Below are 24,228 nucleotides of genomic sequence, written 5' to 3' on the forward strand. Positions count from 1 at the left end.
ATGAAACGTTTAGTCCAAGGAATTATTTTAACGGTATCTGCAACTTTAGCCGCTGGTTCAGTGTTTGCACATCCAAATGACCCACACTATGTGAAAAAGACCGTGACAACTACAGAGTGGCGTGTTGGTCATGCTGCACCACCTGCTCATTTTAAACGTGCGCACGCAGTAGATTACCGTCACTTCAAAAAATTACCACGTCCAGCACGTCATCAACAGTGGTATAAAGTCGACCATAAATATGTATTGATCAACACCAACAACCATCATGTCGTTAAAGTCGTTCATTATTAATTATCTAAAAAATAAAAACAGGGTGCATCATGCACCCTGTTTTTATTATGGCTTAAAGCGCTAAATCAATCACAATACGACCATCAATTTTTCCATGTTCCATGCGCTCAAAAATATCATTAATATTTTCGAGTGGCTCAACACTGATATGTGCCTTCACTTTACCACGCGCTGCAATATCCAGAGCTTCTTTCAAATCTAGACGTGTTCCAACAATCGAACCGCGTACCGTAATTCCGTCCAGTACCATATCAAAAATAGACAGATCAAACTTACCTGGAGGTAAGCCATTGAGCACCATCGTACCGCCACGACGTACAATAGCAACCGCCTGCTCAAAGGCTTTCGGAGAAACTGCCGTCACCAACACACCATGACAGCCATCTCCTGTGGCTTTAATCACCTCATCTTTGACATTCACTTTGAGCGCATTAATTGCAACATCTGCACCCAGTTCTTTTGCCAAATCAAGTTTGGAATCATCCACATCAATTGCGACAACATTGAAGCCCATTGTTTTAGCATATTGCACCGCAACATGTCCTAAACCACCAATTCCTGAAATTGCGACCCAATCCCCCGTCTTGGCTTCTGTCATTTTTAGACCTTTATAGACAGTTACGCCAGCACATAAAATTGGTGCAATTTCCAATAAATCTACACCTTCTGGAATTACACCGACATAATCACCATCAGCAAGGCAATACTCCGCAAAGCTGCCATTAACGGAGTAGCCTGAGTTTTGCTGCTCTTTACACAAAGTTTCCCAGCCCGCATAACAATGATCACAATGCCCACAAGCTGAATATAGCCATGGAATTCCAACTTTATCCCCCACTTTGAGATGTGAAATTCCTTCACCAATTTCTATCACTTCACCAACACCTTCATGCCCAGGAATAAATGGAACAGTTGGTTTAATCGGCCAGTCACCATGCATGGCATGAAGATCGGTATGGCATACACCTGTTGCAATCACTTTGACCAGTACTTTACCAGCACTGACTTTTGGAATAGCGACCTCTTGGATTTCTAAGGGTTGATTAAATGCTGTGACAACAGCAGCTTTCATTGTGCTTCCCATGTTATTTTCCTTATTATTGCATTGATCAAGAATGTTGAAAGTTTTCAATGAACTTAATAATCATTCTCATTAATAACCTAAAGTAGTTTGGGTAGGTATTTGGTAGGTTTTATGTGAATAATCTCAGATTAGCTCATTTGAAATCTTTTTTTAAATAAAATACTTAGTTCAATGAACCATGTTTTAATACATCATCAATAAGATTTTAAAATTAGATAAAGTATGCAACTCATTATTTTTATTGGAATTCAGGCATCAGGGAAATCTACATTTTACCAACAATATTTTTATCATACCCATTTGCGTATTAATTTAGACATGCTGAAAACTCGGCATCGGGAAAAATTGATTTTTGAAGCTTGTCTCGCCTCTAAAACAAAATGCGTGATTGATAACACCAATGTTTCTGCTGAAGATCGTGCTCGATATATCCATCAAGCTAAACAAGCGGGCTTTCAAATCATTGCCTATTATTTTCAAACTTCTCTAGAAGGTGCTTTAACACGCAATCTGCAACGTCAAGGTAAAGCTCTTATTCCTGAAAAAGGCGTGCGAGCCACACATCGACGTTTACAAGCGCCCCAGTTGAGTGAAGGATTTGACGAAATTTATCAGGTACAAATCAGCAGCACTGAGGGAAAATTTTCGATTCAGTATCAAGATTAATCATTTTTTTGCAGATTGCGCCATATTTTAAATGCAGCCAACATGGCATTTTGTTCTTCTAAAGTCGTTGCGTATTGTTCCACAAATGAAAAATCACCACGAAAAACAGCAGCCACAATTTGTTTGGCAAGCTCCACTATACTTTCTCGTCCCTGTTGCTGATACGCTTGTTGCTGTGCTTGTGTCAGGTGCAAATCCCAGTTATAGGTTGCTGCACTATTATCCACACTGACGCTTAAATAGAGTTGATCTTGGTTCTGATATAGTTCCCAAAAATGAGGTTCGATTTCAATAAGTTTCATCATGTTTAACCTGACAGCATAGACTTCTCTTATACCATAAAATAAGACAAATTCAGGCTCGACCTTGGCATAAGCCTTTTAAATTTTACACAATACAGTCTGATTCACCAGTACAGATAATTTAGCCAAAATACTTCATTTCAAATACACATGCATAAAAAAAGCCACTCTTTTCGAGTGGCTTTTTCAATCTCCAACCGCTGCTTATTGCGCGCGGTTTTTGATTTTACGGATAGTTTCAAGCTGAGCAGCAGTTTCTGCAAGTGCAGCCAATGCAGCAGCAGAGTCCAAATCACTTTTTTGGTTCGCAAGCAAATGTTCAGCGTTTTTACGCGCGTCCATAATTGCAGCTTCGTCCAAGTTGTCCGCGCGGATTGCAGTATCTGCAAGCACAGTCACAACGTGAGGTTGAACTTCTAAAACACCACCTGATACATAGACGATTTCTTCTGTACCATTTTCCAACTGAACACGAATCGGGCCAGGTTGGAGTAAAGTTACAAGCGGTGCATGTCCAGGTAAAATACCTAGCTCACCACCTGCACCTTTTGCGATTAACATCGTAACTTGTCCAGAGTAAATCGACTCTTTCACACTTACGACATCACATTGCATAGTCGCCATGAGAATCTCCTAAATTAGAGTAGCTAATTAAAGTTTCTCGGCTTTAGCAATCACTTCGTCAATACCACCAACCATATAGAACGCTTGTTCTGGGATGTGATCGTATTCACCAGCTAATAGACCTTTAAAGCCACGAATCGTTTCTTTAAGTGGTACTAATTTACCAGGAGCACCAGTAAATACTTCAGCTACGTGGAACGGTTGAGAGAAGAAACGTTGGATTTTACGCGCACGGTAAACAACCAATTTATCTTCTTCAGCCAATTCGTCCATACCCAAGATCGCGATGATGTCTTTAAGCTCTTTATAACGTTGCAATACGTTCTGTACAGAACGTGCAATTTCATAATGCTCAGTACCAACAACTAATGGGTCTAACTGACGTGAAGTTGAGTCAAGTGGATCGATCGCTGGATAAATACCAGAAGATGCGATGTCACGGCTCAATACTACTGTTGCATCTAAGTGAGCAAATGTCGTTGCAGGCGATGGGTCAGTTAAGTCATCGGCAGGTACGTATACCGCTTGGATCGAAGTGATCGAACCAGATTTAGTCGACGTAATACGCTCTTGAAGAACACCCATTTCTTCTGCAAGTGTAGGTTGGTAACCTACTGCAGATGGCATACGACCTAGAAGTGCAGATACTTCGGTACCAGCCAATGTGTAACGGTAAATGTTGTCAACGAACAACAATACGTCACGGCCTTTACCGTTTTCATCTTTCTCATCACGGAAGTATTCAGCCATGGTCAAACCAGTCAACGCTACGCGTAAACGGTTACCAGGTGGCTCATTCATCTGACCGTAGACCATTGCTACTTTGTCAAGAACGTTAGAATCTTTCATTTCGTGATAGAAGTCGTTACCTTCACGAGTACGCTCACCAACACCAGCGAACACAGACAAACCTGAGTGCGCTTTTGCGATGTTGTTGATCAATTCCATCATGTTTACGGTTTTACCAACACCCGCACCACCAAATAGACCAACTTTACCACCTTTAGCAAACGGGCAAAGTAAGTCGATGACTTTAATACCAGTTTCTAAAAGGTCAGTAGAAGCAGCTTGTTCAGCATAAGAAGGTGCTTGACGGTGAATTGGCAAACGGTCTTCAGTTGCAACTGGACCTGCTTCATCAATAGGGCGACCCAAAACGTCCATGATACGACCAAGCGTTGCTGGGCCAACAGGAACAGAAATCGGTGCATTTGTGCTGGTTACTGTAAGACCACGTTTAAGACCTTCAGTAGATCCCATTGCGATGGTACGAACAACACCGTCACCAAGTTGTTGCTGAACTTCTAATGTAGTTTCAGTACCATCAACATGGAGAGCGTCATAGATCTTAGGAACGCTAGTGCGTTCAAACTCGACGTCGATAACCGCGCCGATGATCTGAATGATACGACCGCTACTCATTGCTGTCTCCTCAATTCAAACTAATAATGTTAAACGGCAGCGGCACCGCCAACGATCTCGGAAATTTCCTGAGTAATCGCGGCTTGACGCAGCTTGTTGTAAATGAGTTGTAGGTCTTTAATAAGCTGACCTGCGTTATCAGTTGCTGCTTTCATTGCAACCATACGTGCAGACTGCTCACAGGCAACGTTTTCGATCACGCCCTGATAAACCATAGACTCGATATAGCGAACCAACAAACCATTTAACAATTCTTCTGCTTCTGGTTCGTAGATGTAATCCCAACCATATTGACGGTTGAGGTCATCGCTTTCTTCAGCTGGTGCTAAAGGAACTAGTTGTTCAACTTTAGGCTGTTGTGTCATTGCGTTGACGAAACCATTTGAAACGAGGTAGATACGATCTAATTCGCCTTTATCAAATGCATCAAGCATGATTTGCACTGAGCCAGTTAACTGTTCCAAACTTGGTGCATCACCAATTTGGGTCGTAGCACCGAGCACTTTACCGCCGTAACTCTTAAAAAACGAAACCGCTTTTTGACCAATCAAAGCAAATTCAACTTCAATTGACTGCTGTTGTTGTGCTTTGACATGCTGCACAACTTTCTTGAACAAGTTAATGTTCAAGCCACCTGCCAAACCACGATCCGAAGACACAACGATATAGCCAACACGCTTAACTGGGCGGTCAACCATATAACGGTGTTTATATTCAGGATTCGCTTGTACCAAGTGAGCAATTACACGGCGCATATTATCGGCATACGGACGGCCCTGAGCCATGCGCTCTTGCGCACGACGCATTTTAGAAGCAGCTACCATTTGCATCGCGCGAGTAATCTTTTGCGTGCTCTTGATACTAGCTACTTTGGCGCGAATTTCTTTTAAATTTGCCATACGCTTAACCTAGTAATCGAAAGCCCTTTCGGGCTTCCGAAGGTTGATCCGTGAACCAAACCTAACTAAAAACTTAGTAAGTTTGAGTCGCTTTGAAGCTCTCAATACCTGCTTTGAATGCAGCTTCGATGTCTTTGTCATAATTGCCAGTTTCATCGATTTTTTGCATTAACGCAGCATGTTCTGAACGGAAGTAAGCAATTAACGCAGCATCAAATGCAACGATTTTCTTCACTTCAACGTCAGCCATATAGCCTTCGTTAGATGCATAAATTGAAACAGCTTGGTCTGCAATTGAGTAAGGAGCATATTGTTTTTGCTTCATTAACTCAGTTACACGTTGACCATGTTCAAGTTGCTTACGAGTTGCTTCGTCAAGGTCAGAAGCGAACTGAGCAAACGCTGCCAATTCACGGTATTGTGCCAAAGCAGTACGGATACCACCTGACAATTTTTTGATGATCTTGGTTTGAGCAGAACCACCAACACGCGATACAGAAATACCCGCGTTTACAGCAGGACGGATACCTGCGTTAAACAACGAAGTTTCAAGGAAGATCTGACCGTCAGTAATCGAAATTACGTTAGTTGGTACGAATGCTGATACGTCACCTGCTTGCGTTTCAATGATTGGCAATGCAGTTAATGAACCAGTTTGACCTTTAACTTCACCTTTCGTGAATTGCTCAACATAGTCAGCAGATACACGAGAAGCACGTTCAAGAAGACGTGAGTGAAGATAGAATACGTCACCTGGGTATGCTTCACGACCTGGTGGGCGACGTAAAAGCAATGAAATTTGACGATACGCAACTGCTTGTTTAGACAAGTCATCATAAATGATCAACGCATCTTCACCGCGGTCACGGAAGTATTCACCCATTGTACAGCCAGAGTACGGAGCCAAATACTGCATTGCAGCAGGATCAGCAGCCGCAGCAGCGACAACAGTGGTGTACGCCATAGCGCCAGTTTCTTCTAGCTTGCGTACAACGTTAGCGATAGTCGATTGTTTTTGACCAATTGCTACGTATACACATTTAATGCCAGAGTTTTTCTGAGCGATGATCGCATCGATCGCCATTGCTGTTTTACCAGTTTGACGGTCACCAATAATCAACTCACGCTGACCACGACCAACAGGGATCATGGTATCAACTGATTTATAACCAGTTTGAACAGGTTCATCGACAGACTGACGCCAAATTACACCTGGTGCTACTTTTTCAACAGCATCAGTCAGTTTTGCATCAATAGGGCCTTTACCATCAATTGGGTTACCCAAAGCGTCTACGACACGGCCAAGAAGTTCAGGACCAACTGGAACTTCTAATACACGACCTGTACAACGAGCTTTTTGACCTTCTTGAAGGCTTAGGTAGTTACCTAAAACAACGGCACCCACTGAATCCTGTTCTAGGTTCAGTGCCATACCAAATAAGCCGCCGTCAAATTCGATCATTTCACCGTACATTGCATCAGCAAGACCGTGAATACGCACGATACCGTCAGACACCATAACAATGGTGCCTTCATTTTTAGCGGTCGCGCTGGTGTCCAGATCGCTGATACGCTGTTTAATGAGCGCACTGATCTCGGATGGATTCAGTTGTTGCATTGCGCTATTCCTCAATCTTTTAATAGTTCAGTCTTTTTGCTTTAGGCAAGAAGACGAGTCCGCATTTTTTCAAGCTTGTTAAGCGCAGAGTCATCTATCACTTGATCGCCTGCACGAATCACAACTCCTGCAATGAGCGCAGGATTTACTTCAACAGAAACATTAATTGCTGCGTTAAAACGTTTTTCTAACGCATGTGCAAGCAACTGTTCCTGAACAGAAGTTAACGGGAATGCCGATTCAATTACGACATCAACCGTGTTGTTATTCTGTGATTTAAGCTGTTCATATTCTGCTGCAATTTCAGGAAGCAACGCCAAACGGTCGTTTTCAGCAAGCAATGTCAAAAAATTTGACACAGCTTGCGTTTGTTGCTCACCTAAAACTTTAGCAAAAAGCTCTACTTGCTCCACAGGAGTAAGCTCAGGGCGATTTAAATAAGCGGAAAATGCTTCGTCTTGCACCGCAGCACTGAGCACTTGTAACGCATTCGACCAATTGTCAGTTGCACCTTGCTCAGAAGCGTAAGCAAATGCTGCTTTGGCGTACGGGCGTGCCAACGTCAAGAGTTCAGCCATGTTTCCCTCGCTTAAAGTTTAGCAGCCAGCTGAGTCAGCATGGCATTGTGAGCTTCTGCGTCAACTTTCTGGCTAAGAATTTTCTCTGCACCATCAACTGCCAAAGCAGCAACTTGTTGACGTAATTCTTCGCGAGCAGAATTGATTTCTGTATCAACAGCTTCTTTCGCTTGTTGACGAATACGCTCACCTTCAGCAGATGCTTGGGTACGCGCTTCTTCGACCAATTGCGCACCACGACGGTTCGCTTGTTCGATCAATTGAGCCGCTTGTGCTTTTGCTGCATCTAACTCTGCCTTAACTTGTGCTTGTGCATCAGCAAGGTCAGCTTTAGCTTTTTCAGCAGCATTTAAGCCATCAGCGATTTTACGCTGACGCTCACTAATCGCATTGATTAGTGGTGGCCAAACAAACTTCATGCAGAATGCGACAAAAATCGCAAATGCAATCGCTTGGCCAATCAATGTTGCGTTAATATCCATTACTATTCCTCAAAGTTCTATGGGTTTAGAAATGAAGCTATTAACCTACAAATGGATTAGCGAAGATGAAGAACAAGCCAATACCAACACCGATCATAGGCACAGCATCAAGAAGACCTGCGATTAAGAACATACGAGTTTGAAGTTGTGGAGCCAATTCTGGTTGACGAGCAACAGCTTCCAAGAAGCGACCACCTAAAAGACCAAAACCAATCGCAGTACCCAAAGCACCGAAAGCGATTAAGATAGCAGATGCAATTGCAACTAGACCTAATACCATGAAAAAATTCCTCAGAGGTTAGTTATACCAAACTAAAATATAAAAATTCGCCTAACTGCACATGACAATTAGGCAATACCATTAATGTTTTTCGCTTGCCATGCTCAAGTAAACGATGGTCAGCATCATAAAGATAAATGCTTGCAACGTAATTACGAGAATGTGGAAGATCGCCCAAGGCACAGACAATGCCCATTGAATCCAGAACGGTAATAATGCGATCAAGATGAAGATTAACTCACCTGCATACATGTTACCAAATAGTCGTAGAGCCAATGAAACTGGTCGTGCAAGGAAGGTCACTAATTCCAAAATTAAGTTAACAGGAATTAGACACGCTTTTGCAATCGGGTTACTTGGGTTAAATGGATTGAGCGCTAATTCGCCAACAAAACCACCAATCCCTTTCTCACGAATACTATAGAACAAGATGAGAACGAAGACAGACAATGACATACCAAGGGTAATGTTAGGATCTGTAGACGGAACGATCTTAAAGTAAACGTGATGAGGGTCCATACCAAATACGCTTGCACCAATGTGTTGAGCCAAATACGGAATCCAGTCAACAGGGATCAAGTCCATTAAGTTCATGAGGAAAATCCACATGAAAATGGTCAGTGAAAGTGGTGCGATTAAACGAGATTTACCATGGAAGGTATCGCGAACGCTTGAGTCAACAAACTCGATAACCATTTCGATTGCTGCTTGGAATTTGGTAGGCACGCCAGAATTGGCAGCTTTCGCAACACTCCAGAAAAGCAAACAGAAAATGATACCAAGGCCAATTGACCAACCCATTGAGTCCAAGTGAATAGCAGAAAAACCCATATCATGAGCTTCTTTCGCATTCTCAGCCAATTTCCATGTACCGTCTGGCATTTTGCCATAGGTCAAATTGGTCAAGTGATGCTTAATATACTCTGTCGAAGTAAGGGCATGTTCTTCAGCAGCCATAAATCACACCTGGTCAATGTCAATTACTAAAAAGAGTAGGTGAATATCGCACGCTGCTAGATATCTCACCTTGCTCTATATATTCAATTTCTTATGCGCCTATACTCGTTTTTGTTGACGTGACACCCACCAAGGAGCAACCCACGACATGGCTTGAACGAGAATAAAACCACAAAACAACGCCACCGATGACAACGGCTTGACATTGCTTAAAATCAAAATCAGTCCAACGATCACAATAGCAAACTTACCCATCATGCCTCGATACATATTTGAAAGCACTTGTTTCGAGGCACGTGCTCCTGCAACTCGGAAAGATTGCCAAGCAAAATAGCAATGTGCCAACCAACACACCAGTCCACCTAAGGCGATACTTTTGGCTACCACACTATCTTTCAGCACCCAAGCAATCAAAGTTGCAACAGGTATCGTCAATGCTTGCAAGAAGACCAAAGCTTTCGCCAATCGTCGGTCAATCATGCGACTTGGTCGGCTCATTAATCTCTACTCACAGCATAAAAGCTTGACAAGTTAACCTGATGATCGTTTTTAATCGGTGGCATTATAGAGTCCCCCCCCTAAACATGCAATCTTTTCCCGACTTAAGACGTACGATTTTGAAATAATCTGTCGTTTTTTAATTTTCTATTAAGATTCTCTTGATCTGATTATTTTCGCATATTTCTTGCACAATTCTGGATATTTTTAGCCAAATCAATCCAACCTGAAATGAAGTTATTTTCACCGATCATACTTTCGTCTACTGCTTGAAAACGGAAAGGTTGTAACTTTTGATATTGATTATTGGCCTGACCCTCTGCAAGTAAGCACATCTGCGGATATGGTCGATGATCATTAAGGTATTTGATTTGTGTGACAGTTGCAGGAATATGTGGATCTGTACTCAATGCCCCTGCAAGTCGTAAATTGAGTGGGCGCTCTAAATACTGATAGGCATCATGATATGACCAGTACTGGATTGTATTTTTATATGTGCCAACCTGTTTACTTTTAATCAGAAGTTGTTGAGCAAAGTTTTTAGCATTCGCCCAATATTCGGTTTTATACTCAGGATGCTGCTTAGAACGTAATGCCGCAATAAAAAAACCAATTCGCACAGCGTTATTCGGATCTAGCCAAACATGTGTATCTACAGTATTTGCGATTGGTTGACCTTCTACATCACGCATTGGCAATGTAGCCAAAACACCCGAATTTAAAAGTGAAATAGCATTTGGATTATGTCCTAGCAGTTTATCCAATGGTGCTTCATGCGCTTTACCCAACCACAAAACCAATTCAGCATCTTGAATAGCTTTACGATTGGCAGGAGTCAGTTGTACATCATGTCCAGATTGATTGCCTAATAATAAAGTTGGCGTTTCTACACCTTTGGTCACTTCTTTAGCGATGAGGTATAATGGATGAATCGATACAACCAAACCCTGTGCCCATAAACTGCCACTCATGCAGAGTAAGACACACATTGCAAAAAAACGCGCCATCATGTTCAAACGATCTCTATATAGCATCACTTCGGATTTAGTGTTACACTATAACACTAAAAATAGTGATATTGTTATAAAAGAGTTAACTTATTCTGTTTTGAAGCACCATAGGTAAGATATTTATGAGTTCATGTTCGCATTCGCACGCTAATAGCTTACACGAGGTACATGACCACGGTGATATTCATTCTCGCCTAGAGCAGGCAGAAGCGCTATGTCTTGCAACAGGTGCACGCCTCACTCCCTTACGCAAAGAAGTTCTTAGTTTAATTTTGAATGCTTCAGGGCCAATAGGTGCATATGATATTTTGGCAAAAATTAAAAATACTTCTGACAAGCCAGCTGCTCCACCTACTGTTTACCGTAGTTTAGATTTTTTATTGGATAAAGGCTTAATCCATCGGTTAAGTTCAATTAATGCCTTTATTCCATGCTGCCACCCACGTGAGGGGCATCAAGCTGCTTTTTTAATTTGTGTGAGCTGCAAAGCCGTGAAAGAAGCGTCTGCCGATGCCTTAATGGCTCATCTCAATTCACTTGCTCATTCTGATGAGTTCAGTATTCATCATACTATCATTGAAATTTCAGGAAAATGCCAACAGTGCACACAACGTCACTAACGCCTGCCCTGATTTCATTACAGAAAATTTATGTTCGTATTGAAGAACGTGAGATCTTAAAGCAGGTCGACTTTGAGCTGCATGCTAATGAAATCGTGACGCTAATTGGTCCAAATGGCGCAGGAAAATCGACCCTCATCAAAGTGTTGTTAGGCATTATGAAGCCAACATCAGGAAAAGTGCTTAAAGATCGCAGTTTAAAATTTTCTTATGTCCCACAAAAGTTCAATCCGTCTCACAGTCTACCACTTCGTGTACGGGATTTACTTGCGCTCGAACGCTGTGACGAAAGCACTAAACAGCAAATTATTGCTGAAACAGGCATTGAAAAACTGCAAGAGGCTAAGGTTCAACAACTCTCTGGTGGGGAACGACAGCGTGTTCTTTTAGCACGAGCATTATTACGAAAACCACAGGTTTTAGTTCTCGATGAACCTATGCAGGGTTTAGATATCCAATCTGAAGCAGAACTGTATGAATATGTCCGCAGTTTACCTGAACGCTATGGCTGTGCTGTGGTGATGGTGTCTCATGACTTGCAATGGGTGATGCAAGGGACACATCGTGTTGTTTGTCTGAACAAACACATCTGCTGTAGTGGATCTCCAGAAAATGTCCAACAGCATCCTGAATATCAAGCCATATTTGGGACACAACGCGTCTTCTATCAACATCATCATGATCACTGTGCTCATGGCGATAGCCCAACGGCAAGCTGTGAACATGATCATCGACCACATATTCACCCTGAACCGGAAGCTTAACCCATGACAGAATGGCTACAACTTTTACTCCCTGCATGGGTGATGGGTGCTTTACTCATTATTTTGACTGCTCCACTCGGCTGCCTAATGCTATGGCGGCGAATGTCTTTTTTTGCAGACACCATGTCACATGGTACTTTACTTGGCGTTGCTGTTGCGGGTGTATTACAGCTTCCTATGTGGGTGGGTGTTGCAGGTTTAGCATTATTACTGGTGTGTATTTTATGGATTTTGCATGATCGGCGTTTACCCAATGACGCACTGCTCGCACTTTGTGCAGCTACACTGCTTTGTTCAGGTTTAATGCTGATCCAGAATTTACCTGCCTTACGTCCAGAACTTCTGAGCTATCTTTTTGGGGATTTACTCACCATTAGCTGGTCAGATCTACCTATCTTTGCAGTTATTATTGTGATTGCTGTTGGAATTTTATGGAAATTCTGGTCAGCACAGATTCAGATTGCAATTGACCCCGATATTGCAATCAGCGAAGGGGTAAATGCCAAGCTACAACGCTTTATCTTTATGCTACTGTTGGCGCTCTTCACTGTATTGGCTCTGCGTGCTGTAGGGTCACTGTTGATGGGTGCTTTACTGGTGATTCCTGCCTTAGCAGCACGCTTACTGGCACACTCTCCAAAGCAAATGGTGATTTATGCGTTTATCATCGGTCAAATTGCACTGGGGGTTGGTCTATGGGTCAGTGCTTTACTCGACATTGCAAGTGGTTTAAGCATTGTTCTCACTATGTCGAGTATTTTCTTTGCGCTTTTTTGTCTACAGAAAATCCGTAGCACCTTATAAAAATGGGTTCTCTATTTCTTGCTCGGGTTGCCGTTCTATGTGCTCGGGCAAATTCTCCTGCTGCTGCAAAACTTCAACAACTTGATTCATCAAAGCCTGTAAAGCTTTGGCTGCAGCTAAACCTTGCTGATCTTTGGTAATTTGCAGATTGCCATAGAGATTGATGCAGTCTAGCTGATTTTCTAGCGTTAAATCATAAATCGCAGAGGATGACTGTTCATCGGCAAAGGGTTTAAACATCTTCAACTCCTGATTTTAAGACTTAAATAACTTTAAAAGAAATTCTAGCAACACTTCAAACAACTTTTTTAGCCAGTTTTCTCCTTCTTGCTGTACAGTTTTTTCTACATGTTGGGTAACTTGATCTGTGGTTTGCTGTACCGCTTGATCAAATGATTGCTGCAATGAATGCAGATCTGCTGTACTACCTGACGGCTCAGCACATTGGCTCTTTTGGTCTGTTTTCAATAGTTTTGGTTGAGCATTTGCTTGAAGATCGGTTGTACTCAAAGGTAAATCATAAATTTTACGTTTTACATCAACCGATAATTTTGGAAATAAATTTAAGCCTGTTTGCTGTTCAATTTCACAAATACTAACCACTTCAACCTGTTGTGAGTTATTGTTCGGGGCGTAATATGCACCAATCACACCTGTTTTTGGCATGTAAACCGCCTTAAACACAGCACTTGGTACAATCACTTTCCCCTTACCAATCGTCTTTAAGCGCTGCCCTGTAAAGATAGGACCTGTCACCACATACACATCTTGCTTGTGTTTTTTGACCAATCCTCGTGTTGCTTCTTCAAGTTTACGCCAAATTTCTTGGTTATTCTTTGGTGCTTGCGGCACCATATTGGCTAAAGAGAAACTATCATATTGTGAAGATTTATCAGGCATATCTGCATTTGGCGACATATGCCCGCGGTCATAACCTGAAGCGCGATAATCAGCTAAAGTGGCACGAAATTGCTCAGGGACTTGTTGTTCTTCATGAAACTGGTCTTCACGTTTAATCTTCTGACTCAGTCGTGTTGCCGTTAGTCGCTCAGCACTCCACAGCGGAGTTTTAGAAACACCTGAATACATCACATTAAAACCATTAAAACACAATGGGAAGCTATTTTTCTGTAAACTCGATTTGACTGAAATTGGTGGTGTTTGTTGATAAAACTGAGAAAGACATGAATCTTGTGCAAAGGTTGCCCCTGCGGCTGTAGTTGCCCCCACGAGAATAAGCCATTGAAAATGACGGTGAAGAGATGCTGTCATGTCGTTTTATCCTTGAACACTTAAAAAGCTGCTTAGCAAGCTCATTTTAGAAAGTATATGCTGTAAATTTCAAATACCCAAAGCATAAAGATGCTTTGTTTTTCTCAGACTTTTTTGCGTAACAATTTGTTGTGGTTATACATTACTTTTACTTCTAATTTATTGATATTCCGTACACTTAGTTGCGAAGCAGACTAATCTATGGGATGGTGTTTGAGGTAAAACTCACACAATTTTTTTAATATTGGAGTTCAAATATGCGTAATATTGCGATTGGTGTTGGCTTATTCATGGGGATGTTTACTGCAACAGCAACCTTTGCAGAGCCTGCTGTACAGCCAGGTGAAACCTTAGAAAGCTTATCTCAGGTAAAAGTAAGTACCACGGTCAATGGTCAACCAGGTTCGTTGGCTGACTTAATGAGCAGTGGTAAATTTACAGCAGTTGCAACACCTCAACCAACTCAGCCCATGGCGTCAGACAGTACTGCACCAGCAGCAAATCCTGAAAGTCCAGCTCCAGCAATGACGCCAGCGCCATAAGCTAATGATCCCAATAAAAAAACCAAGGTCTTCACCTTGGTTTTTTTAGGCTTAAATTTCGATTTGCCCACCTAATTCAACCACACGATTGGTTGGAATCTGATAGAAATCGCTCACAGGACTGGTATTACGTTGCATAGAAATAAATAAACGTTCACGCCATGGTGACATACCATCCCCAACTTTATGTACAACGCGATCACGAGAAATAAAGAAGCTGATATGCATCAAATCATACCCAAAGCCGAGCTGTTCATAAGCCTGTTTTAAATCACGCGGAACATTAGGTTCATCTTTAAAACCATAAAACAATTGCATACGGTAAAAACGCTCATTGAGTGTTTCAACCTGAATCCGTTCTTCTTGGGTCACATACGGAACATCTTGTACCATCACCGTAATAAGAATATTACGTTCATGTAATACCTTATTGTGCTTAATATTATGCAACATCGCATGTGGAACAACGTTCGGTGTACCTGTTAAAAATACCGCATCGCCCTGTACCCAATGTACAGCATCTGACCCAACACTTTTTACAAACAAATCAATTGGTAGTGTGTCATGTTGCAATTTGGCAAACATCAATTCACGACCACGTTTCCATGTCATTAAAATACCAAACGCCATACCACCAATCAGTAATGGTACCCAACCTCCTGAAAGAATTTTAAGAGAGGTCGCTGCAACCAAAATGATATCGAGCAATAAAAATGGGGTGATCACCAACAGTAATTTGAAAGTATTCCACTTCCAAGCATAATAAATGAACACGCCAATTAATAAGGTGTCACATAACATGGTTAAGGTGACTGCCAAACCATAAGCACTTGCCAAGTTAGAACTGGTTTTAAAAATCATGATCAGCACAATAATTGCTGCCAACAATAACCAGTTTAGAAAAGGTACATAAATCTGCCCTTCCTCAGACTCAGAGGTATGTTTAATACTTAAACGCGGCAAATACCCCAATTGAATTGCTTGTCGTGCCAATGAAAACACACCTGAGATGACAGCCTGAGATGCGATCACAGCTGCAATAGCCGCTAGAACAATGGTCGGATATAGCGCCCAAGAAGGCACGAGTAAAAAGAACGGATTTTCAATCGCATTTGCATCACGTAGCAGTAAGGCACCTTGCCCCGCATAGTTCAAGATTAAACATGGTAGAACGACACCAAACCATGCTAAACGAATCGGTTTTGGTCCAAAATGTCCCATATCTGCATATAGTGCTTCCCCACCTGTAACTGTTAAAACAACAGCGCCCATGATAAAAAAAGACATCGTTGGGTGGGTAAAGATAAAATGAATAGCCCAATATGGATTAATCATTCCAAGAACTAAAGGGGTTTTCACCACACTAATAATGCCAAACACGCCAATAGTAAGAAACCATAATAAAGTGAGTGGACCAAAAAATTTTCCAACAAATGCAGTACCATGTTTTTGTACACAAAACAGTGTAATGACAATAGTAATAGCGATCGGCAGAATGTATGGATCAAATACATTTGTAGCAATAGATAAACCTTCAATTGCTGAGAGTACCGAAACTGCTGGGGTGATAATACCATCCCCAAAAAATAGAGATGCACCAACAAAACCAATCGCAATCAGGTAGATTTTCTTATTTTCAGCAATTTTAGCCTTACGCAAGTTTAAGGCGAGTAATGCCATGATGCCGCCTTCACCGTTGTTATCAACACGCATCACGATAGCAACATATTTAATGCTGATTATCAGCATTAAACACCAAAAAATAATCGATAAAATACCCAAGACATTTGCTGGAGTTATTCCCAGCCCATGCGCAGCATGAAAAGATTCTTTTAACGCATAAAGTGGACTGGTACCAATATCACCAAAGACCACGCCAAGTGCTGCAAGGGTAATTGCAGACAGTCTTGTTTTTTGGGTCATGTTTTGCATTGCATAATTAAACCAAGATGATTTTTAGTGCAATGTTAGCATTTAAATAAAAAATTTTCCGTAAAGTGCTGATTAAATCTTGGCAGCCTGAGTTTTTTTAGTTACTATCGCACGCCTTGGTGAGGTGTCCGAGTGGCTGAAGGAGCACGCCTGGAAAGTGTGTATACGTTTACGCGTATCGAGGGTTCGAATCCCTCTCTCACCGCCAGATTTTATTCCTGCAATGTCCTGCAGGATCTCAAAAGGCTTAAATCTAAAGGGTTTAAGCCTTTTTTTATGTTCCGTAGAATCCTGCCACATCCAAAGCAATCCTCCATAAATAGGGGGACAATTGGGGGACGAATTAGTTATACTATTTCTCGTCCCCCAATTTGTACGGATTCAGCTCAAAATGCTTACAGATGCTCAAGTCAGAAAAATAAAACCACTTGAAAAGAAAAAGCGTTATTCCGATGAAAAAGGGTTATACCTAGAGGTTACACCTGCTGGTGGAAGGTTCTGGCGCTTAAAGTATCGATTTAATGGTCGAGAAAGTACTTTAACAATTGGAAGCTACCCTGAAATTTCACTCGCTCAGGCTCGCCGTACTCGCGATGAAGCTCGAATTCAGCTATATAAAAATATTGATCCAAATGCGGTAAAAAATGAACGCTTACAACAAACAGATGAAAGCATTCTTTTCAAATCACTCGCTATGGAATGGATGGAAGATCGTAAAGCTGTCATTAAAGAAACGACTTATTTACGAGATTTATCCGTATTTGAAAAAGACCTATTCCCTGCTTTGGGTGAAATGCCTATTGATCAAATTAAAGGTAAGGACGTACTTGCCTGTGCCAAAAAAATTGAAGAACGTGGAGCACAGGAAATGGCAAAACGCTCAATTCCTTTAGCGGGTCGAATTTTCCGTTTCGCAATTCGTAAAGGAATTATTGAAAATGACCCAACACCCCATTTACAAGAAGCCTTAAAGCCTAGAAAAGTTAAACATATGGCTCGTTTGGATATTTCAGAATTTCCTCCATTTCTTGAACGCATGGATCGCTATCATGGCAATCCAATGATTAAAACAGCAATTCAATTAATGACATTAACTTTTGTACGAACTGCTGAACTTAGAATGATGGAATGGGGCGAAATCGATTTTGAAACTAAATTATGGCGTATTCCTGCTGAAAAAATGAAAATGGCCGAGCCTCATATTGTTCCCTTATCTAGGCAGGCTCTTGAACTCATTGAAGGGTTACGCCCTCTCACGGGCAATAAGCAGTACGTTTTTTATAACCATAGTAATGCTAAACCTATGAGTAGTAATGCACTCCTCTGCGTGATCCGCACAATGAAATATAACGGTAAAATGACTGGTCATGGGTTTCGTGGTTTAGCATCCACAACTCTACATGAGCAAGGCTATCTACATGATGCAATTGAAATTCAGCTAGCACACAGAGTTGGTAATGCCGTATCTCAAGCTTATAACCATGCTCAACACTTAGAATATCGTAAAAAGATGATGCAAGACTGGTCTGATTTTATTGATAGTTTGAGAAATAAATACAATATTTGTGCAAAAAAATAATTATTTAAAGTTAAGTATATAAAGAATTATGTCTGATTATTTTTTATTTTTAACAACATAACAACTTAAAAATTAAACTAATTCAATAGGTTTTATTTTTCTACATTTCAAATTATGATTAAAGCATTATTTTTGAAAATTACAAACAGAGAAAATTATGGCTGTAGATCCTAAAACTATATTCGAAGCTATTTCTAAATCACCTATGGAGTTACTAGCAGATCGAGGATTAGGATTATATATTCCCTCATACCAACGCCCCTATAGCTGGGATAAAGACAAAGTCAGCCGCTTAATTGAAGACATCAGCCATGGAATAAAAACATTAATAAAATCTGATGAAAGTTTTACATTTCTAGGGACAGTTATCACAATTCATGATGTTAATAACTCTACTGTTCAACCAATTGTAAGAACAGATGTTCCCAGCAAAGTACTTACAGTAATCGATGGTCAACAACGTATGACTACTTTATTATTAGTCTGTATTGCATTACATAACACTATTCATTTGACCCATAAACAATTCATTAAAAAAACGAAAGTTATATTTAGTCAACATGAAAAATTAGCTCAGAATAATGAGGAAATTACACCTGAGCTAGAGAGTAATTTTACTGCTTTAGAGTGGTTAGATGGTCAAACAAAAGAAGTATTATCTGCGCTTGCAGATACTTTCTACGAAAAATATTCTTTTGGTAAATCACCATTATACCCACGCATGATTAGATCAATAGATGATCAATGGTCAAAAAATACTGCTTATAGAAAATATGACTCTCCAATTGCTCATTTAACATTTAACTACATCACAGAAATAGATAAAGCAGAATACGAAGCAACCGAATATAAACCAGTAAAACGCAATGTAAATATGGAAGGTGAAGAAGCTATCGTTGACCGCTTTAATCAAATAACTAAAATACTAAAAACTATAATTAGCAATAGAAGCAGCATTGCTGATGAGATGGATGAAATTCCCAATATAGAAGATATATACTCTTCGGAGTCATTTCAAGAAGGTTTACTCAACCATGTTGGACCAATATCAGAAATTCGTGCTTTACCAGAAACAGAAAAGGAAATTTTTGATAAACTGAGCTTATTAGTTTTTTATGCTCGCTATGTACTTCATCGTGTAGTTTTAACAGTTGTTAAAGGAAAAAATGAAGATTATGCATTTACCATCTTTGAATCATTAAACACAACTGGCGAACCTCTTACTGCATTCGAAACATTTAAACCAAGAGTTGTCAATGCTGTAGGCTTAGCAGAATATGAAAGTTCTGTAGAAAAACAATTATTAGATCAAGTTTCTGATTATCTATGTACCTTCTCTGTAGGACCAGAACTACAAAAAGCTACTAAAGAATTACTTATTCATTTTTTTAGTAGCTATTCAGGCATGAAAATCTCTGGTCGTTTAGCAGAGCAAAGGAGTGCTTTAAAGACCTCATTTGAAGAAACAACAAGCCCTATTGCCTTTATAAAAATGCTTAGCTACTGTGCTAATTTTAAAAAATTTATTTGGGAATCTGATAGCTATACGGGCTTAGATAAATTTTTTGGTATCCATCAACTTTCAACAACTTCAAAACTAGGTTTAAAATTTTTTAAAGATATCAATCACACTATTGTTATCCCTATCCTAACGTTATTTTTCAGCCAAATCGTTGATGCTCCCGATGCCACTGAGAAAGAACAACGATTTAAAGAGTTTGAGGAAGCACTACAAGCAATGGTTGCCTTTAGTACTCTTTGGAGAGCAACAAGACGAGGGACTGGCGGTATTGACAATGAATATCGTGAATTTCTAAGTAAAACAGAAATGCCTTCTGGATTACCTCGTCTAGCTAGACTTTACATGAAAGACAATATTATTAATATTGACCAATTTAAAGCAGAGCTAAAATCTAGACTGCTTGATAGTAATCGCAAAGGAAAAGTAATAAACAAAGAAAATTTTATTAACTTAGCTATCAATCAGCCAATCTATAAAAATGCTCAAAAAGTTGCAAAATTTATTTTATTAGTGGCACATCATGATGCAATTGCAGATTCAGCCTATGAGGGGCTTCTAACTAAAGGAAAAGACCTTTCAAACCCATGCCTTAATATTGAAAGTTACGTAGATGACCGCAGTTTGTCTTTAGAGCATATCGCACCACAGTCTAATAATGGATCATGGGAAGCAACTATATATGAAAATGGTGAATTAATTGATACGCTTGGGAATTTAGTACTTGTTTCTAAACAACTAAACTCATCTCTAGGAAATCGAATTTGGGCAGAAAAAAGAGTCTTTTACAAGGTTGTAGGAGCACAGGATCAAACTAGTGCAAATCAAATTCTTAGTGAAGCAGCAGAAAAAAATAATATTCGTTTCGGGGAATTAACTCAAGAACTCCTCCAAGCACAAAAATATATGCCTAATCTAATCGCATTAGGAAATATGAATAAACCATGGACAAGTGACTTTATTATCACACGCTCTAGAAGACTCTACGAGCTTGCATGGGATGAATTAATTAATTGGTTAGAATGATTGATTAGAAACATAAAAAAAGAGATGCTTATAGCATCTCTTTTTTTATGCACGTAATATGATTTATCTAGATTTTGCTGCATCGACCCCTCTTCTTCCTTCTGTTAAAAAAGAATTATTTAGAGCATTTGAAGAAGAATATTCAAACCCATCTTCCGCTCATAAACTAGGTCGTTCCTCAGCTGAAAAAATTGAAAAAGTTAGAGAGACTATCGCCAACTCAATAGGTGCCTATAAAAATGAAATTATTTTTACAAGTGGTGCTTCTGAGGCCAATAATTTAGCAATCAAAGGATATGTTTTAGCAAACAAAAAGAAAGGTAAACATATCATTACTTCGTCAATTGAGCATAAATGTATTTTAGCAATTTGCCATTTTCTTGAAAAAGAACATGGCTATGAAATTACTTATATCTCCCCTCAAAAAAATGGAATCATTAATTCTCAGGACGTCATTCAAGCCATGCGAGATGATACTGTTTTAGTCAGTATCATGCATGTAAACAATGAGCTTGGGTCGATTCAACCCATTAAAGCGATTGGTAAAGCATGTTTCGAAAAAAATATTAAGTTTCACGTAGATGCTGCTCAATCATATAAAAAAATTGCTATTGATGTGGATGAATTAAATATTGATATGCTTTCTATATCAGCCCATAAAATTTATGGACCAAAAGGAATTGGGGCGATTTATATAAGAGATTTAAGGGAAACTAGAATACAGCCTATAATTCATGGAGCTGGACAAGAATATGGATTAAGAGGTGGTACGCTGCCCACACCATTAATTTTAGGTTTTGGTGCAGCCGTAGAAGATCAAACAATTGAACATACTTTTACAGAAGTCAATAGAATTAATTCTTTACTACGAACTAAAGTTATTGAGATTGGAGGAGTTATCAATTCCCCCGACATAAAATATATTCCTCATATATTAAATATAAGACTTGCTAACTTTGATGCTACACATTTTGTAGCTAACTCAGATTTTTTATGCTCTCAAGGTTCGGCTTGTTCATCTATGAATATTGAAATGTCTTATGTACTTCGTGAAATAGGCTTAAGTTTTGAGGATGCACAATCGTCTATACGGCTTTCATTAAATCAATTAAATATGAATATTTTAAATTTATTTGAATAAAAAGGATCTAAAAATCCTTTTTATTCAATCTAATTATCAGGATTAAACTATTTGTTTAAAATAGTTAATAAGATTCGTTTTACGTGTAGTAAAAAAATCTTCAGCTTTTTTTGTATCATCTTTAACTTCTTGAACTAATTCTTTAGTTTGCTTAATCAGAAAATGATCTGCCAATCCAGCAGCTTCATAATACTCAAATGCTTTTTCAAGCGTCTCATTAGACTTACTTATATTATTTGGCTTTGGTAATGGCATCATATTACCCAAGCCATTAACATATAATTCTCTATCAGAATGATTAAAATCTAAAATGCTTGATTCCGTTGGATTTTGTGGAACCATATGATCTAACTCCATAACTCCATTCGAATCCGGACTAACACTAAGATTAACAGGCTTAACAATTAGTTTATTATTTGCATCAAGGCTATATTGAATAATAGATGCAAACAAAGTTTTAACTTTAAAAAGCATCTTTGGTTTATATTGCCAACTATTTAACCAACTCTCAAATTCACTTAGATGTTCTGTTAAATCTAAATTTTTAACTTCTAATAAATCACGTTCAGTAGAAGAAATATAGTTGGCCTCAATAATTTTTCTAGAAATATCCCTAGGCAATTCTGCCGAGTTAGCCATTATTGAAGATTTTCGTAAAATTTTTGCCTGCTCATGAATATTATTTATTTTACCTAATATTTGGATCGCACTTTGTTCATCTACTTCTAACTCCGACTTTACCTTTTCCTTATCAACCTTATTATCTATAAGTAAATTTATAAATTTCAACACTATATTTTGATTAAAATCACTGTTAATAGTTTCTATTGTCGCTAATGTAAAGTTAAACAATCCAGAGATTACACCATCCTGTTGCAAAGCATTTAGAAAATATAATGTTTTCTTAAATTCAGTTTCATTTTCATACTGGGCAACAATTGAAAAATTATCCTTTTTTTTCAATGGTAATTTAACGATTTTTAATATCTTAAAACACGTTTCAAACACATTAAAATCACGCTTAATATCTTTTTGAGTATACTTATCCATAGCAAGATAATTATTTAAGTTTAATCGATATTTTTCATTACCTTCATTTCTTAAATCTGTAGATCTTGTTATATAAACAGTTCCTAGATATGTAACCAACTTTTTATAGGTTTTATTCATGTTTTTATGATGGAATATCTCATCCCCCCATTGATCATCTAATTTTTGAATTATTTGATCCATTTTAGAGTTATCAAGCTCTGGGTTCGTATTAACAAATTTTTTGAAGAATTGATTTTTTATTAGGTCCAAATCATCTAGTGCTAGTGCACGATCATTCATCACTTCAAATAAAGTATAAGCATCATCTGCATTCGCAGTTTGAATTACACAAACATTAACATCTTGCAAAAATGTATCTATTTTTTCATATAAGAAGTGTACGTAACGATAAGTATCTTTAATACTCTCATCTTTAGGAAATAGCTCTTTAAATATACTGACAATTATAGTTAATGCATTCGCATAAATTCTTTCATTTTCCGTAAGCTTGTCTTCAATAATATTATTAGTATATAACTCTGTAGTATCACCAAACCCAACCAAGAATTGAGCAAGTACACGTTTTAATATTGTATTGAAAGATGAACGATCATAATGTAAATAAAATTCAACATCTTCTAACTTATTTACCATTAATTCATATGAATCACGCTCATATTGCTCTTTAGAATCAAATGGAGGAATCCATAATAAGTCTTGATATTTTTCTAGATAATTTTGCTGCTCGTGCAGTTCTTCCATTGCCTCATCATCAGCAATCTTAGTCAACTCAACAACTACAGAACTAAAATAAGATAATGTTTTATCATCAGTAAAAATATAACGCACTGTTTCAGCTAATTTATCATTGTATTTTTGAAGCTTTGCACAACGTTTTTTATCAATATCGGATAAGATCAATCTACGCAATAAAATAAATTGTACAAAATTAGCTAAAAATAAAGTTGTTGTTCTTTGTTGCCCATCAATTAAAGAGTGAAATTTTGTATCAGGAGCAGCTACTGAAACAACCGAGCCAGCAAAATACTTATTTGTATTAGATACACCAACTGTTTGTGCGGGAATATTACCTTTCCAATCTTTAATTAAGTTAGAAATTTCAGTATTTGTCCATTTATATGGACGCTGATAATGAGGTACTTTAAGAGAGTAACTACCATCAGTTACATCTGATTGATTTACTAAAGTCCCTATTTCATAAAAATTTCTTAATACTGCACCCATTAATTGCATAATACCCCCATTTATTTTATGTAAAAATC

25 protein-coding genes and 1 tRNA gene are annotated in these 24,228 nt (G+C 38.9%); 10 read left to right on the top strand and 16 right to left on the bottom strand.

The genetic code is table 11. From position 1 onward, the window contains the following. The gene (locus LVY74_RS07665) at positions 1-294 is read left to right on the top strand and encodes an RcnB family protein (protein WP_151708423.1); all 294 of its coding nucleotides are present in this window, start codon (positions 1-3) and stop codon (positions 292-294) included. Between the two features lie 52 nt (positions 295-346). Here the strand turns inward: LVY74_RS07665 and adhP are convergent, their stop codons facing one another. Then, positions 347-1,378 carry an alcohol dehydrogenase AdhP gene (gene adhP, locus LVY74_RS07670; protein WP_237814585.1) on the bottom strand — a complete coding sequence of 344 codons (1,032 nt, stop codon included), beginning with the start codon at positions 1,376-1,378 and terminating at the stop codon, positions 347-349. Between the two features lie 222 nt (positions 1,379-1,600). Here adhP and LVY74_RS07675 point away from each other — a divergent pair, with 222 nt between their 5' ends. Then, a complete protein-coding gene (locus LVY74_RS07675) occupies positions 1,601-2,044 on the top strand; it encodes an ATP-binding protein (RefSeq protein ID WP_237814586.1) in 444 nt (147 codons plus the stop codon). On the opposite strand, the gene LVY74_RS07680 is transcribed toward LVY74_RS07675, so the two are convergent. The 11 genes from LVY74_RS07680 to LVY74_RS07730 all read right to left on the bottom strand — a co-directional run bounded on the left by LVY74_RS07680 (position 2,041) and on the right by LVY74_RS07730 (position 10,711). Next, positions 2,041-2,349, bottom strand: coding sequence for a hypothetical protein (locus tag LVY74_RS07680; protein WP_237814587.1), 309 nt, complete (start codon positions 2,347-2,349; stop codon positions 2,041-2,043). The genes LVY74_RS07675 and LVY74_RS07680 overlap by 4 nt on opposite strands. A 201-nt stretch (positions 2,350-2,550) precedes the next feature. After that, a complete protein-coding gene (locus LVY74_RS07685; protein WP_237814588.1) occupies positions 2,551-2,970 on the bottom strand; it encodes a F0F1 ATP synthase subunit epsilon in 420 nt (139 codons plus the stop codon). Positions 2,971-2,997: 27 nt separating this feature from the next. Continuing rightward, a complete protein-coding gene (gene atpD / locus LVY74_RS07690; RefSeq protein ID WP_237814589.1) occupies positions 2,998-4,392 on the bottom strand; it encodes a F0F1 ATP synthase subunit beta in 1,395 nt (464 codons plus the stop codon). A 29-nt stretch (positions 4,393-4,421) separates the two neighbouring features. Continuing rightward, the gene (gene atpG, locus LVY74_RS07695) at positions 4,422-5,291 is read right to left on the bottom strand and encodes a F0F1 ATP synthase subunit gamma (protein ID WP_237814590.1); all 870 of its coding nucleotides are present in this window, start codon (positions 5,289-5,291) and stop codon (positions 4,422-4,424) included. 73 nt (positions 5,292-5,364) lie between these two features. Continuing rightward, positions 5,365-6,909, bottom strand: coding sequence for a F0F1 ATP synthase subunit alpha (atpA, locus tag LVY74_RS07700; RefSeq protein WP_111894938.1), 1,545 nt, complete (start codon positions 6,907-6,909; stop codon positions 5,365-5,367). Positions 6,910-6,950: 41 nt separating this feature from the next. Then, positions 6,951-7,487 (bottom strand): F0F1 ATP synthase subunit delta, encoded by a 537-nt coding sequence (locus LVY74_RS07705; RefSeq protein ID WP_237814591.1) that lies wholly within the window; start codon positions 7,485-7,487, stop codon positions 6,951-6,953. 11 nt (positions 7,488-7,498) lie between these two features. Continuing rightward, positions 7,499-7,969 carry a F0F1 ATP synthase subunit B gene (locus LVY74_RS07710; protein ID WP_237814592.1) on the bottom strand — a complete coding sequence of 157 codons (471 nt, stop codon included), beginning with the start codon at positions 7,967-7,969 and terminating at the stop codon, positions 7,499-7,501. A gap of 40 nt (positions 7,970-8,009) precedes the next feature. Then, the gene (gene atpE / locus LVY74_RS07715) at positions 8,010-8,249 is read right to left on the bottom strand and encodes a F0F1 ATP synthase subunit C (protein ID WP_111894935.1); all 240 of its coding nucleotides are present in this window, start codon (positions 8,247-8,249) and stop codon (positions 8,010-8,012) included. Between the two features lie 81 nt (positions 8,250-8,330). Then, a complete protein-coding gene (gene atpB, locus LVY74_RS07720; RefSeq protein ID WP_237814593.1) occupies positions 8,331-9,206 on the bottom strand; it encodes a F0F1 ATP synthase subunit A in 876 nt (291 codons plus the stop codon). 99 nt (positions 9,207-9,305) lie between these two features. Continuing rightward, complete coding sequence (locus tag LVY74_RS07725) at positions 9,306-9,704, bottom strand: ATP synthase subunit I (RefSeq protein WP_151708417.1); 399 nt, start codon at positions 9,702-9,704, stop codon at positions 9,306-9,308. Between the two features lie 170 nt (positions 9,705-9,874). Beyond that, positions 9,875-10,711: a metal ABC transporter solute-binding protein, Zn/Mn family gene (locus LVY74_RS07730; RefSeq protein ID WP_237814696.1), complete on the bottom strand. Its 837-nt coding sequence runs from the start codon at positions 10,709-10,711 to the stop codon at positions 9,875-9,877. A 125-nt stretch (positions 10,712-10,836) separates the two neighbouring features. On the opposite strand from LVY74_RS07730, the gene LVY74_RS07735 reads away from it, so the two are divergent. From LVY74_RS07735 to znuB, 3 genes are read left to right on the top strand one after another with little or no spacing between them, the layout of a single operon-like run. Beyond that, positions 10,837-11,334: a transcriptional repressor gene (locus tag LVY74_RS07735; protein WP_151708415.1), complete on the top strand. Its 498-nt coding sequence runs from the start codon at positions 10,837-10,839 to the stop codon at positions 11,332-11,334. After that, positions 11,307-12,098: a zinc ABC transporter ATP-binding protein ZnuC gene (gene znuC / locus LVY74_RS07740; protein ID WP_151777437.1), complete on the top strand. Its 792-nt coding sequence runs from the start codon at positions 11,307-11,309 to the stop codon at positions 12,096-12,098. Before LVY74_RS07735 ends, znuC begins: the two co-directional genes overlap by 28 nt. 3 nt (positions 12,099-12,101) lie before the next feature. Further along, on the top strand, positions 12,102-12,902 hold the full coding sequence (gene znuB, locus LVY74_RS07745) for a zinc ABC transporter permease subunit ZnuB (RefSeq protein WP_151777438.1): 801 nt from the start codon (positions 12,102-12,104) through the stop codon (positions 12,900-12,902). Here the strand turns inward: znuB and LVY74_RS07750 are convergent. Together LVY74_RS07750 and LVY74_RS07755 are read right to left on the bottom strand one after the other, a co-directional pair. Further along, complete coding sequence (locus tag LVY74_RS07750; RefSeq protein WP_237814594.1) at positions 12,897-13,142, bottom strand: hypothetical protein; 246 nt, start codon at positions 13,140-13,142, stop codon at positions 12,897-12,899. The two genes, znuB and LVY74_RS07750, sit on opposite strands and share 6 nt — an antisense overlap. 15 nt (positions 13,143-13,157) lie before the next feature. Then, positions 13,158-14,174: a DNA/RNA non-specific endonuclease gene (locus tag LVY74_RS07755; protein WP_237814595.1), complete on the bottom strand. Its 1,017-nt coding sequence runs from the start codon at positions 14,172-14,174 to the stop codon at positions 13,158-13,160. A 257-nt stretch (positions 14,175-14,431) separates the two neighbouring features. On the opposite strand from LVY74_RS07755, the gene LVY74_RS07760 reads away from it, so the two are divergent. Beyond that, positions 14,432-14,716, top strand: a complete 285-nt coding sequence (locus LVY74_RS07760; RefSeq protein ID WP_237814596.1) for a hypothetical protein — start codon at positions 14,432-14,434, stop codon at positions 14,714-14,716. 51 nt (positions 14,717-14,767) lie between these two features. Here the strand turns inward: LVY74_RS07760 and LVY74_RS07765 are convergent, their stop codons facing one another. Further along, entirely contained in the window at positions 14,768-16,648 is a 1,881-nt protein-coding gene (locus LVY74_RS07765) for a potassium transporter Kup (protein ID WP_237814597.1), read from the bottom strand. A 118-nt stretch (positions 16,649-16,766) separates the two neighbouring features. Between LVY74_RS07765 and LVY74_RS07770 the strand changes: the two genes are divergently transcribed. From LVY74_RS07770 to LVY74_RS07785, 4 genes are all read left to right on the top strand, one after another. Beyond that, positions 16,767-16,856, top strand: a tRNA-Ser gene (locus LVY74_RS07770). 183 nt (positions 16,857-17,039) lie between these two features. Then, positions 17,040-18,227, top strand: coding sequence for a tyrosine-type recombinase/integrase (locus LVY74_RS07775; protein ID WP_237814598.1), 1,188 nt, complete (start codon positions 17,040-17,042; stop codon positions 18,225-18,227). Positions 18,228-18,384: 157 nt separating this feature from the next. Then, positions 18,385-20,772, top strand: a complete 2,388-nt coding sequence (locus LVY74_RS07780) for a DUF262 domain-containing HNH endonuclease family protein (RefSeq protein ID WP_237814599.1) — start codon at positions 18,385-18,387, stop codon at positions 20,770-20,772. Between the two features lie 58 nt (positions 20,773-20,830). After that, positions 20,831-21,913 (top strand): cysteine desulfurase family protein, encoded by a 1,083-nt coding sequence (locus LVY74_RS07785; protein WP_237814600.1) that lies wholly within the window; start codon positions 20,831-20,833, stop codon positions 21,911-21,913. Positions 21,914-21,955: 42 nt separating this feature from the next. Here LVY74_RS07785 and LVY74_RS07790 read toward each other — a convergent pair whose 3' ends face one another. After that, positions 21,956-24,199 (bottom strand): DUF262 domain-containing protein, encoded by a 2,244-nt coding sequence (locus tag LVY74_RS07790; RefSeq protein WP_237814601.1) that lies wholly within the window; start codon positions 24,197-24,199, stop codon positions 21,956-21,958. Positions 24,200-24,228 lie beyond the last annotated feature (29 nt).

This window comes from Acinetobacter sp. ME22 (assembly GCF_022012315.1).
GTDB lineage: Bacteria > Pseudomonadota > Gammaproteobacteria > Pseudomonadales > Moraxellaceae > Acinetobacter > Acinetobacter brisouii_A.

Coding starts and splice junctions, on each gene's coding strand:
- LVY74_RS07710 (WP_237814592.1), bottom strand. CDS start 7,969: ATGGATATTAACGCAACATTGATTGGCCAAGCGATTGCATTTGCGATT.
- znuB (WP_151777438.1), top strand. CDS start 12,102: ATGACAGAATGGCTACAACTTTTACTCCCTGCATGGGTGATGGGTGCT.
- LVY74_RS07790 (WP_237814601.1), bottom strand. CDS start 24,199: ATGCAATTAATGGGTGCAGTATTAAGAAATTTTTATGAAATAGGGACT.
- atpA (WP_111894938.1), bottom strand. CDS start 6,909: ATGCAACAACTGAATCCATCCGAGATCAGTGCGCTCATTAAACAGCGT.
- LVY74_RS07780 (WP_237814599.1), top strand. CDS start 18,385: ATGGCTGTAGATCCTAAAACTATATTCGAAGCTATTTCTAAATCACCT.
- atpG (WP_237814590.1), bottom strand. CDS start 5,291: ATGGCAAATTTAAAAGAAATTCGCGCCAAAGTAGCTAGTATCAAGAGC.
- LVY74_RS07785 (WP_237814600.1), top strand. CDS start 20,831: ATGATTTATCTAGATTTTGCTGCATCGACCCCTCTTCTTCCTTCTGTT.
- znuC (WP_151777437.1), top strand. CDS start 11,307: ATGCCAACAGTGCACACAACGTCACTAACGCCTGCCCTGATTTCATTA.
- LVY74_RS07725 (WP_151708417.1), bottom strand. CDS start 9,704: ATGAGCCGACCAAGTCGCATGATTGACCGACGATTGGCGAAAGCTTTG.
- LVY74_RS07665 (WP_151708423.1), top strand. CDS start 1: ATGAAACGTTTAGTCCAAGGAATTATTTTAACGGTATCTGCAACTTTA.
- atpD (WP_237814589.1), bottom strand. CDS start 4,392: ATGAGTAGCGGTCGTATCATTCAGATCATCGGCGCGGTTATCGACGTC.
- atpB (WP_237814593.1), bottom strand. CDS start 9,206: ATGGCTGCTGAAGAACATGCCCTTACTTCGACAGAGTATATTAAGCAT.
- LVY74_RS07750 (WP_237814594.1), bottom strand. CDS start 13,142: ATGTTTAAACCCTTTGCCGATGAACAGTCATCCTCTGCGATTTATGAT.
- LVY74_RS07685 (WP_237814588.1), bottom strand. CDS start 2,970: ATGGCGACTATGCAATGTGATGTCGTAAGTGTGAAAGAGTCGATTTAC.
- LVY74_RS07760 (WP_237814596.1), top strand. CDS start 14,432: ATGCGTAATATTGCGATTGGTGTTGGCTTATTCATGGGGATGTTTACT.
- LVY74_RS07705 (WP_237814591.1), bottom strand. CDS start 7,487: ATGGCTGAACTCTTGACGTTGGCACGCCCGTACGCCAAAGCAGCATTT.
- adhP (WP_237814585.1), bottom strand. CDS start 1,378: ATGGGAAGCACAATGAAAGCTGCTGTTGTCACAGCATTTAATCAACCC.
- LVY74_RS07730 (WP_237814696.1), bottom strand. CDS start 10,711: ATGGCGCGTTTTTTTGCAATGTGTGTCTTACTCTGCATGAGTGGCAGT.
- atpE (WP_111894935.1), bottom strand. CDS start 8,249: ATGGTATTAGGTCTAGTTGCAATTGCATCTGCTATCTTAATCGCTTTC.
- LVY74_RS07675 (WP_237814586.1), top strand. CDS start 1,601: ATGCAACTCATTATTTTTATTGGAATTCAGGCATCAGGGAAATCTACA.
- LVY74_RS07680 (WP_237814587.1), bottom strand. CDS start 2,349: ATGATGAAACTTATTGAAATCGAACCTCATTTTTGGGAACTATATCAG.
- LVY74_RS07755 (WP_237814595.1), bottom strand. CDS start 14,174: ATGACAGCATCTCTTCACCGTCATTTTCAATGGCTTATTCTCGTGGGG.
- LVY74_RS07765 (WP_237814597.1), bottom strand. CDS start 16,648: ATGCAAAACATGACCCAAAAAACAAGACTGTCTGCAATTACCCTTGCA.
- LVY74_RS07735 (WP_151708415.1), top strand. CDS start 10,837: ATGAGTTCATGTTCGCATTCGCACGCTAATAGCTTACACGAGGTACAT.
- LVY74_RS07775 (WP_237814598.1), top strand. CDS start 17,040: ATGCTTACAGATGCTCAAGTCAGAAAAATAAAACCACTTGAAAAGAAA.